The sequence below is a fragment of the Flavobacterium xylosi genome (assembly GCF_042787345.1).
Lineage (GTDB): Bacteria > Bacteroidota > Bacteroidia > Flavobacteriales > Flavobacteriaceae > Flavobacterium > Flavobacterium xylosi.
Genome location: NZ_JBHZPZ010000031.1, coordinates 1 through 12,476, shown reverse-complemented (window position 1 = coordinate 12,476; position 12,476 = coordinate 1). Strand labels below are relative to the sequence as shown.

Sequence of the window (12,476 nt, the reverse complement as noted above, 5' to 3'; positions counted from 1 at the left end):
TCAGTTACGATCACTCAACCAACCGCAATCGCTGTATCAGCTGTCCTTGTAAGTCCTAAATGTAATGGTGGAACCGATGGTTCAATCACGATTACTGCTACAGGAGGAACAGGAACTTTGATGTATTCAGCCAATGATGGATTAACTTACCAAGCCTCTAATGTCTTCAGCGGATTAACTGCTGGAACCTATCTATGGGCGGTAAAAGATGCCAATAATTGCGTGTTGAAAGGAACAGTTATTATAACTCAACCAACCATTTTGGTAGCAACCGATGGGCATTCCGATGTGAAATGTAACCGCGGAACCGATGGTTCAGTAACGGTGACGTTCAGCGGAGGAACCAGTCCTTATATGGTGAACTTCAATGGTACAGGCTTCGTGGCTCAAACCTCTCCAAAAGTATATGCAGGTCTTACCGCCGGTAGCTACACTTGGATTGTAAAAGATGCCAACGGATGTATTGTTCAAGGTTCAGAAACTATCGCACAACCAACCATTTTGGTAGCAACAGATGCTCATGCAGATGTGAAATGCAACGGAGGAACCGATGGTTCAGTTACAGTAACATTCAACGGCGGAACAGCTCCTTATATGGTTAACTTCAATGGCGGCGGCTTCTTGGCTGCAACATCTCCAAAAGCGTATACAGGTCTTACGGCTGGTACTTACACTTGGGTTGTTAAAGATGCCAATGGATGTGAGCAATCAGGCTCAGAAACGATCGCACAACCAACCATTTTGGTAGCAACAGATGCTCATGTTGATGTGAAATGTAACGGAGGAACCGATGGTTCAGTTACAGTAACATTCAGCGGCGGAACAGCTCCTTATATGGTGAACTTCAATGGCGGCGGCTTCTTGGCTGCAACATCTCCAAAAGCGTATACAGGTCTTACGGCTGGTACTTACACTTGGGTTGTTAAAGATGCCAATGGATGTGAGCAATCAGGTTCAGAAACGATCGCGCAACCAACAATTTTGGTAGCAACAGATGCTCATGTTGATGTGAAATGTAATGGTGGATCAGATGGTTCAATTACGGTAACATTCAGCGGCGGAACAGCTCCTTATATGGTGAACTTCAATGGTGCGGGTTATTTGGCTCAAACTTCTCCAAAAGTATATGCAGGTCTAGCGGCCGGTAGCTACACTTGGATTGTAAAAGATGCCAACGGATGTATTGTTCAAGGCTCAGAAACGATCGCACAACCAACCATTTTGGTAGCAACAGATGCTCATGCAGATGTGAAATGTAACGGCGGAACCGATGGTTCAGTTACAGTAACATTCAGCGGCGGAACCAGTCCTTATATGGTTAACTTCAATGGCGGCGGCTTCTTGGCTGCAACATCTCCAAAAGCGTTTACAGGTCTTACGGCTGGTACTTACACTTGGGTTGTTAAAGATGCCAATGGATGTGAGCAATCAGGCTCAGAAACGATCGCACAACCAACAATTTTGGTAGCAACAGATGCTCATGTTGATGTGAAATGTAACGGCGGAACCGATGGTTCAGTTACAGTAACATTCAGCGGCGGAACAGCTCCTTATATGGTGAACTTCAATGGCGGCGGCTTCTTGGCTGCAACATCTCCAAAAGCGTATACAGGTCTTACGGCTGGTACTTACACTTGGGTTGTTAAAGATGCCAATGGATGTGAGCAATCAGGTTCAGAAACGATTGCGCAACCAACAATTTTGGTAGCAACAGATGCTCATGTTGATGTGAAATGTAATGGTGGATCAGATGGTTCAGTTACGGTAACATTCAGCGGCGGAACAGCTCCTTATATGGTGAACTTCAATGGTGCAGGTTATTTGGCTCAAACTTCTCCAAAAGTATATGCAGGTCTAGCGGCCGGCAGCTACACTTGGATTGTAAAAGATGCCAACGGATGTATTGTTCAAGGTTCAGAAACTATCGCACAACCAACCATTTTGGTGGCAACAGATGCTCATGCAGATGTGAAATGCAACGGAGGAACCGATGGTTCAGTTACAGTAACATTCAGCGGCGGAACAGCTCCATATATGGTTAACTTCAATGGCGGCGGCTTCTTGGCTGCAACATCTCCAAAAGCGTATACAGGTCTTACGGCTGGTACTTACACTTGGGTTGTTAAAGATGCCAATGGATGTGAGCAATCAGGTTCAGAAACTATCGCACAACCAACCATTTTGTTAGCGACCGATGGGCATTCCGATGTGAAATGTAACGGCGGAACCGATGGTTCAGTTACAGTAACATTCAGCGGCGGAACCAGTCCTTATATGGTGAACTTCAATGGTGCAGGCTTCGTGGCTCAAACCTCTCCAAAAGTATATGCAGGTCTTGTGGCCGGTAGCTACACTTGGATTGTAAAAGATGCCAACGGATGTGAGAAATCTGGTTCTGAGGTGGTTGGTCAACCAACCATTTTGGTAGCTTCAGCAACACCAGTAAATCCTAGATGTTGTAATGAACCAGATGGTTCAATTACGCTAACATTCAGCGGTGGAACAAGCCCTTATATGGTGAATTTCAATGGTGCAGGCTTCGTGTCACAAACCTCTCCAAAAGTATATACAGGTCTTATCGCCGGTAGCTATACTTGGATTGTAAAAGATGCTAACGGATGTATCTTTACAGGAGGCACGGTTACTTTAACCAATCCACCATTGATAGTGGCCTCAGCAGTCCTTATTAATCCTAAATGTAATGGTGGAACCGACGGTTCAATCACAATTACCGCAACGGGAGGAACTGGTACACTAACGTACTCTATCGATCAAGGAGTGACTTATCAAGCTTCTAATGTATTTACAGGGCTTGCAGCTGGTGAATACAAATGGAGAGTGAAAGATGCCAATGATTGTTTATTGAAAGGTACATTTATCTTAACCACTCCGCCAGCTGTACAGGTGTCAGCAACTCTTGTGAATCCTAAATGTAACGGTGGAGCCGATGGTTCAATCACCGTGAACGCTACAGGAGGCACAGCTCCATTTATGTACTCTTTAAATGATGGAGTTTCTTACCAAACATCTAATGTATTTAATGCACTTGCTGCGGGACAATACAAATGGGCGGTGAAAGAGGCCAATGGCTGTATTTCGAAAGGAACGGTTAATTTAATCAATCCATCAGTGATAGTTGCATCAGCAACACCAGTAAATCCTAAATGTAGTGGAGGAACCGATGGTTCGTTTACTATCACAGCAACAGGAGGAACAGGTATATTGATGTATTCTAAAGATGACGGAGCGACTTACCAAACATCTAATTTATTTAGCGGTCTCGCCGCTGGAGATTACAAATGGGCGGTAAAAGATGCCAATAATTGTATCTTGAAAGGAACTGTTACTTTAGTAAGTCCGACATTACTAGCGGTATCTGTAGCAGCGGTTAACCCTTCCTGTTGTGCAACTTTAAAAGATGGTTCAATCACATTGAACGCTTCTGGCGGAACGGGTGCATTCATGTATTCCATCAATGGTGGAACTACGTACCAAACATCTAATTTCTTTGGTAGTTTAACTGCGGGAGTGTACAATTGGATAGTGAAAGATGCGAACAACTGTGTTATAAGCGGTACGGTTACTTTACGTAACCCAACTGATCCGCTTGCTAAACCAGCTGCACCAACTGTGACTGCTAGTTTTACAGCATATCCAGTTCCTTTTAAAGATGTTCTTACCATCAGATACGATTTTGATTACCAATCTGACGTTACAATTGAAGTATTAAATTCACAAGGAATGCCTGTACTTTCAAAAACTGATACTAATAGTTATTTAGGCAAAGAAATTATGCTACACCTTCATACATATCAAGGTCAAGAGCAAGTTTATCTTGTCAAAGTAACTACTGATAGAGGAAGTAGCGTTAAAAAAGTAATGTCTTCTAAATAATTTGAAATAGATAACTAATCCTATAAAATATAGAGATGGATTAGATTTTAAGATTAAACCTCGAAAGTTTTTACTTTCGAGGTTTTTTTTGTTTAAAGCTGAATTTTTAAAAAGACTTTGTTGGCATATTGAGTTTTAAAATTCACTCCCAAACCTAACGTCTAGAAACAAGTTTAAAATAAAACACAAATAACACTGATTGAGTAGATTAGTACTATTTTTTAAGTTGATATTAAAAAGTTAAAAATGAATTTTACTAATTTTCACGAATTAATTCGTGAAATTCGTTTTTAATATCCTGTCCGATTTTTGTGTCCACACGATAGCTCTTAAAAACTATTTTAAAAAGGAAATGTGTTTTAAATAATCGGGCATGAAACTTATTTTATATATGAAACAATCAATTGTAATAATCATATGATTTAAGACCTAAAATAGCAGCTAAAGTGTACAGTAATGAGTTAAAGGCTTATTATTTAGATTATATAAAAAGGTGGATAGAATTCATGAAATAAACATCATATTTTTATTTTATATCTAACTATGATTATTAGGGTATTTTTTTACAGCTCCATCTATTAGATTAAATTTGGATATAAAGAATTTAATAGGATTACTTTTCCATTTAATTAGAACCCAATATATTTCAAAATCAGTAAAAAAACAATCTACTTTAAATGAATAAAATTTATCTAATAGGACACGTTTTTATCCAACAATTCTAATAAAAAAGTAAAGTATTGAAAGTAAGAAAATTTGTGTTTAATTCACCGCTAATTTTAACACGTAATACACTAATAATCAAATAGTTATAAATAAAAATATTTATATTTACATACTAATTTTCCTAATATTAGGTGTTCTTTGTCGATTAAAATGGAATTTAATCGAGAATAATCTTGTTTTTATTTCCCTTTTTATTTTAATGGTTAATTTTAATATAAGTAAATAATAAAGTTGTTTCCAGTTAAGCAACTTTAAAATAAATATTAGGATATAACTTTGGTTCTTCACATTTATGATATCCTGTTTATGAAGGTTAACTTCATTTTTTTGATGAAGAGGACTTATTTTCTGACAGTTACATTTCTCCAAAATGTAAGCTTCCAGTTTCATTCTAATTATTGTTTTTTAATGTTAATTGATTCAAATTAATAGTACAAATTTTTCAACAAATTGATTTTGGTTTAGTAAAAGAGATCTTGTTTTTATTGTACTGATAAAAACAATCCTAATGACGGTGACTTCATCATTTATATGAAGATGGATTATGTTTCTTTAAGTTTTTCTTTCCCAAATCTGTAAACTTCCTTTTATATCTAACGTATGGTGCTAAAATACTTTTATTATGAAAAAGAATACGATTTTAGAGTTTTTCGATGTTTTATCCAGCAAAATAACTAATTGCTTTATAACGAAAAACACCCTTTCTAAATTAGATTTTACTAAATCTAATGAGAGAAGTTCAACTGATTTTTTATCAGGATTATGGCCTAATTGTTGGCGTAAATCGCTCCGCATGTCCCTTATGTTGGGGGCAATTATGATGATGGGTTATACGGTTACGGCTCAAAATATTAAAGGTGTTGTTCCCGTACAATATCCCCTTACCGGTTCTGGAGTGGATGGCGATGCATTTGCTCATACACCTGATTTTACTAATTCTCTGTATATTGGTACAGGAGACTTGTTTGACAATCTTCATCCCACTATAGCGGGGCATGGTTTGATTAATCCTCTTACTGGTGAAGTTTTTTACAAACCCAGTCTAACAGGTGCTCAATCAATTCCTGTAACCTATCAGTTAAAGGATCCTTATCAAAATGATCCAACCATCTTTACTTCTTCCAATAAAATAAATGATAATCCTGGTACTTATACTTGGGGAGCTGGAAGTTCACCGCCCAAAAATGAAATCCAAAATTGTGGAGTTCATTTTAGTTATGGTGATCCGGGTAAAATAGGAGGGAGAAGTACTGACGGAATAAACTTTGTCACTCCTGGTGGTGTAGCTGGATCTTCAACGGATTTGTGGTGCCTTTTTGCTGGTGACCGTCAGACAATCAATGGAAGTAGTTACATTGATTTCGAGTTTTTACAAGCACCCTTAACAATCACAGGTGCTGTTTATGGCCCCCCTGATCCCTTTAGTAATGTGGCACCAATTACCGGTGGTAGTGGTGGATTTGTTACTGGCGCACCCGCTTCAACGGGTGGACGAACACCAGGTGATATTTTAGTTACTATTGAATTTACACAAGGAGGTGGTGATGCTACCGTTGTGATTCGAAAATGGTCATTAGTAGGTGGGGTTTATGAATATGTTGTTATCCCCAATACTTCTTTTCCAGATCAAATCTTTATTACCAATAACGACTCTTATACCCCGGTGCCTTTTGATGTTTTTGGAGTGAATCCGGGGATATATGCTCCCAATCAATTTGCTGAAGGTGCAATCAATCTTACTCAAGTATTCTTAACAAGCCAGAATCAAAATCCATGTTTCGTCTTAAGTACAGTGTTTATCAGAACACGGTCTTCAGGAAGTTCATCTCAATCTGAATTGAAAGATTTTCCATCAGCGCCCATACAATTAAATTTGGATTTGACTCCCAATGCGAATGCAGGTGCTGACAAAGTGTTGACCTGTACCACAACTTCACTTGCTTTAAGCGGGTCTTCTACCACAGCAGGTGCAACATTCTCATGGGTTGCCAGTAATGGCGGTCGCATCGTTTCGGGAGCTAATACAGCTACACCGATTGTTGATATGGCGGGTACCTATACCTTAAGTGTTTCCATTCCATCTAATCCATTGTGTTTAGGAACTGATGTGGCCTTAGTAACATTAAATAATACAGCACCTAATGCTAATGCAGGAGCCGACAAAGTGTTGAATTGTACCACTACTTCAATTGCCTTGAGTGGCTCATCCTCAACAGCAGGAGCGACTTTCTCTTGGGTTGCCAGCAATGGAGGATTTATCGTTTCCGGAGCAACAAGCGCTACGCCAATAGTTAATGCTGCAGGTACCTATACGTTAACCGTTACTGATCCGGCCAATGGCTGTACTGCTACCGATATAGCATTGGTTACCCTTAACAATATAGCGCCTAATGCTAATGCAGGAGCTGATAAAGTGTTAACCTGTACTGTTACTTCAATTGCCTTAAGCGGATCTTCCACAACAGCGGGAGCTACTTTCTCTTGGGCTGCCAGCAATGGAGGAAATATCGTTTCCGGAGGAACAACAGCTACGCCAACAGTTAATGCTGCAGGTACATATACGTTAACCGTTACCAATCCAGCTAATGGCTGTACCGCTACCGATATAGCATTGGTTACCCTTAACAATACAGCACCTAATGCTAATGCAGGAACTGATAAAGTATTGACTTGTACTGTTACTTCAATTGCCTTAAGCGGATCTTCCACAACAGCGGGAGCTACTTACTCTTGGGCTGCCAGCAATGGAGGAAATATCGTTTCCGGAGGAACAACATCTACGCCAACCGTTAATGCCGCAGGTACGTATACTTTAACCGTTACCAATCCAGCCAACGGCTGTACCGCTACCGATGTAGCATTGGTTACCCTTAACAATACAGCACCTAATGCTAATGCAGGAGCTGATAAAGTGTTGACTTGTACTGTTACTTCAATTGCCTTAAGCGGATCATCCTCAACAGCAGGAGCTACTTTCTCTTGGGCTGCCAGCAATGGAGGAAATATCGTTTCCGGAGAAACAACAGCTACACCAACCGTTAATGCAGCAGGTACGTATACGTTAACCGTTACCGATCCGGCCAATGGCTGTACTGCTACCGATGTAGCATTGGTTACGCTAAACAATACAGCACCTAATGCTAATGCAGGAGCTGATAAAGTGTTGACTTGTACTGTTACTTCAATTGCCTTAAGCGGATCTTCCACAATAGCGGGAGCTACTTACTCTTGGGCTGCCAGTAATGGAGGAAATATCGTTTCCGGAGGAACAACAGCTACTCCAACCGTTAATGCGGCAGGTACATATACTTTAACCGTTACCAATCCAGCCAACGGTTGTACCGCTACCGATATAGCTTTGGTAACTTTAGACAGTTCATTACCTAATGTGAACGCAGGAGCCGACAAAGTGTTGAGCTGTACTGTTACTTCAATTGCCTTAAGCGGATCTTCCACAACAGCGGGAGCTACTTACTCTTGGGCTGCCAGCAATGGAGGAAATATCGTTTCCGGAGGAACAACAGCTACACCAACCGTTAATGGGGCAGGTACCTATACGTTAACCGTTACCAATCCGGCCAACGGCTGTACCGCTACCGATGTAGCATTGGTGACTCTTAACAATACAGCGCCTAATGCTAACGCAGGAGCTGATAAAGTGTTGACTTGTACTGTAACTTCAATCGCTTTAAGCGGATCTTCATCAACAGCAGGCGCTACATTCTCTTGGGCTGCCAGCAATGGAGGAAATATCGTTTCCGGAGGAACAACAGCTACGCCAACCGTTAATGCGGCAGGTACGTATACTTTAACCGTTACTAATCCAGCCAACGGCTGTACAGCTACAGACATAGCTTTGGTAACTCTTAACAATACAGCACCTAATGTTAATGCAGGAGCTGATAAGGTGTTGACTTGTACTGTTACTTCAATTGCCTTAAGCGGATCTTCCACAACAGCGGGAGCTACTTTCTCTTGGGCTGCCAGCAATGGAGGAAATATCGTTTCCGGAGGAACAACAGCTACACCAACCGTTAATGCAGCAGGTACCTACACGTTAACCGTTACCAATCCAGCCAACGGCTGTACAGCTACAGACATAGCTTTGGTAACTCTAAACAATACAGCACCTAACGCAAATGCAGGAGCCGATGCTCAGATATTATGCAGTACAACTACTGTAATTCTATCGGGTTCTTCCACAACAGCGGGAGCTACTTTCTCTTGGGTTGCCAGCAATGGTGGAAACATTGTTTCCGGAGCAACAACAGCTACACCAACAGTTGATGCAGCAGGTACCTATACTTTAACCGTTACCAATCCGGCCAACGGCTGTACCGCTACCGATTTTTCTTTGGTAACTGTTCAAATCTGCGTAAAAGCTTTATGTACCTATACACAAGGTGCTTATGGTAATCTAGGAGGCATGTCATGTGCTCCGGATGACGAGGGTGGTTTTTCTAATAAATACACTACCATAGCCATTATCGAAAGAGCTTTGGATTATTATGGAGGCACAATGATTGTTGGATCTGGAAGTAATACTGTTTCCATAAGTTCTGCATCTTGTGTTATTGATGTTTTACCTGGTGGTGGTGGAGGTTACAAACTATCGGGTGCTTACAATATCTGTGAATTGCCATCTTCTTATTTGAAAAATGGAAGAATCAATAACACTTTATTGTCTCAAACCATCACCTTAGGTCTTAACATAGGTATAAATGGTGCTCTTGGTAATTTTGCATTGCAAGCGGGAACTTTCGCTATCGCCATGCCAGTAGGTGGTTGTGGATCAGATATTCCAAAAACACGCTCTTGTAATCTTGATGGAACAGTGAATAATGAATATAAATATTACACTATTCCTAGTAACATTGTAACCGCTTTAGGAGCTAATGCTACCGTTCAAGGATTGTATAATTTAGCAAACCAAGCTTTAGGTGGAGGTTCAACCAATGGTCTTACACTTTCACAAATAGCAAGTGCAGTAGATTTAATCAACAATGCTTTTGATGAATGTAGAATATTCGTAGGGTATAATATTCAACCATTAGTATGTGGAACTACTTTCGCACCAACAACTACCAGTAAAATGGAAATAGCAGGTTTTGATGCGTATCCTGTTCCATTCAAAGATGTCTTGACAATTCAATATAAATTTGATTATGTTTCAGATGTTAAAATTGAAGTAGTCAATGCAACTGGAAGAATAGTACTTACCAAAGAAGATACGAATAGTTATTTAAACAAAGAAGTTGCTTTAAACCTTAAAATGAATAGAGGACAAGAGCAAGTTTATGTTGTGAAAGTAACTACGAATCGAGGAAGTAGTGTGAAAAAAGTGATGTCTTCAAAATAGATTTTTAATAACCATTTAATCCTAAAAATAAATAGGATTAATCTATAAAATTAAACCTCGAAAGTGAAAATTTTCGAGGTTTTTTTTATTCTTTTTTGATGATGTTTTTTTTAATGCTGAATTATGTGGTTTAAAATAAAATTGTGTTTTTTAAATTGTATTAAAATACTGTAAATCAATAATTTAACATAAAAAAATGTTTGTTTTTAATGCTTTTCTGTTATAGTAATTTTCTTAATTAGCGGGTATTTCATCCGATATATTTGTTTTTAATCGGATTTAAATGTATTAAAATTGTCGTTTTTAAACCATTGATTAACTTTAATTTAGCAAATAAATGAATAGAATTTGGAGTTATTTTTTTCTAAAAATGGCTTGACGGTGAATAAAGAAATTTCGATATTGCTCCCCACAATGTTATATTCTTTTAATGATGATGTACTTCATAAGATTGTTTATGAAGATGTATTGCTATAGCAAGTTTTGGCTCTCAAAACGTAAGCTTTCTGTTTTTGTTATTCTAACTTTTTAATTTAAAAATTAGGTTTTTTTAGTTTCCTTAAAGACCCAATTTGGTAATAAAAGTTTGTTTATTCCCCCAAAATAAAATATGCTTTTGATGATGGTGTACTTCATATTTTTTATGAAGGTGGTTTGTTTTTTCTAAAAGTTTTCAGATCCCAGTCTGCTAGTTTCCTGCTATTTAACAAGTATGGTATTAAAACTTTACTATCATGGAAAAGATTACACTTCTGAAGTTTTTTGAATTTTTATCGAGCAAAATTAATTGTTGGATAACACCGAAAAACATAAATTCTAAATCAGGTTTTTTTAAATATAATGAGAGAAATCCAATTGATAATTTATCAAAATCGATCAGCTTAGGACTGCTCACTAAAAAAGATCAATTCAAATTTGGTTCACAAGCGCTGTTTATCATTTTTGTTTTTCTTATACCTTCCCAAATGCAGGCACAGCATCCCTATGGATTTATGGATGGTAATGTTAGTAATGCTGATGGTAAATTAGATTGGGAAAATGTTTTTAAAAAGAGTGGGCTTCCATCAGGCAGTATTTCAACTGGAATAATTTATGACGGGAATGCCCCTGATTCTATTTATTCAGGTGGTGGTACAAAAGATCATTTACGCATAAATGGTCCTAATGCTTCGCAAAGTTGGCAATGGAAAACAGCAGATGGTAGTTCAAGCGATAAAACTAATATTCAGGAGGCAGGCGCAATTCTTATTGGATCCAAAATTTATTTTTTTGGGAATAGATATTCTGCAGATGGGACTACAACCATTGGTTTTTGGTTTTTTCAGGATGTTGTAGACCCTATTGCAGGAGGAAGATTCTCAGGAGAACATGCCGTTGGGGATATATTGGTGGTTGCGGATATATCCAATGGTGGAGCAGTGGGTAATATCGTCGCATATCAATGGGTTGGCGATGGAAACGGAAATGTTCCTGGTAACGGTGGACCCCTTATTAAAATTAATACAAGTGAGACAACCCTTGCAGCCACTGTAAATGCTAATGCAGAGACTACTCCTTGGCTGCATCAATCAAAAAATGTTGTTGCTAATCTTATGCCAGCAATTACTTTTTTTGAAGGTTTTATTGATCTTACAACACTTTCAAATACTAATCCTTGTTTCTCTTCCTTTTTAGTGGAGACAAGATCTTCCAATCCTGTAAACTCAGTTTTAGAAGATTTTACCTCTGGAGCTTTTAATGTTAGACCTTCAGTTACTGTTGCCGATATTACTAAATGTCAAGATGATATTCTAGGAGTACTAACAGCCGTACCTAGTGGAGGAATTGAGCCGTTACAATATGAATGGACAGTTCCGGCAACAAGCGCTAATCCAGGCAATGCTTCTAGTTTTAGCCCAACAGTTGCAGGTATATATAGTGTTGTAGTTATAGGTAAAGGTATTGGAGGAGTTGGAACTTGTCGATCACTTCCCGATTCAGCTACTGTTACTATTAATCCGACACCAGCGGGAACAAATACAAGCCAAACACTTTGTTCCTCAGCTGCAGGTGGCATTACCGCTAGTTTTGATTTAACATCCAAGAATACTACAGTAGTTGGTGCATCAACTACTGTATCAGTATTAGGATGGTATGAAACTTATAACGCAGGAGTTTTCTCTAATCTGATTTCACCTGCCAATGCATACGTATCGGGCAACAAAACAGTATATGCGAAATTGAGTGGAACCGGAGGTTGCATTGGTGTAGCCAATAATCTTCTTACAGTAAATACAACACCAGCGGGAACCAATACAAGCCAAACACTTTGTTCCTCAGCTGCAGGTGGCATTACAGCCAGTTTTGATTTAACATCCAAGAATACTACAGTAGTTGGTGGATCAACTACTGTATCAGTATTAGGATGGTATGAAACTTATAACGCAGGAGTTTTCTCTAATCTGATTTCACCTGCCAATGCATACGTATCGGGCAACAAAACAGTATATGCGAAATT

General features: G+C 38.9%; 3 protein-coding genes. All 3 read left to right on the top strand.

What is annotated here, in order from left to right; genetic code table 11:
* A partial coding sequence (locus ACFX5E_RS16085; protein WP_379856185.1) for a T9SS type A sorting domain-containing protein occupies positions 1 to 3,894 on the top strand: 3,894 nt, incomplete at its 5' end.
* A 1,348-nt stretch (positions 3,895 to 5,242) separates the two neighbouring features.
* Positions 5,243 to 9,979 (top strand): T9SS type A sorting domain-containing protein, encoded by a 4,737-nt coding sequence (locus tag ACFX5E_RS16080; protein ID WP_379856184.1) that lies wholly within the window; start codon positions 5,243 to 5,245, stop codon positions 9,977 to 9,979.
* Between the two features lie 734 nt (positions 9,980 to 10,713).
* Positions 10,714 to 12,476: hypothetical protein (locus tag ACFX5E_RS16075; protein WP_379856182.1), on the top strand; the 1,763-nt coding region annotated here is incomplete at its 3' end.

What these genes read in the sequence shown, in the direction of transcription:
- ACFX5E_RS16080 (WP_379856184.1), top strand. Translation starts at nt 5,243, where the DNA reads ATGAAAAAGAATACGATTTTAGAGTTTTTCGATGTTTTATCCAGCAAA.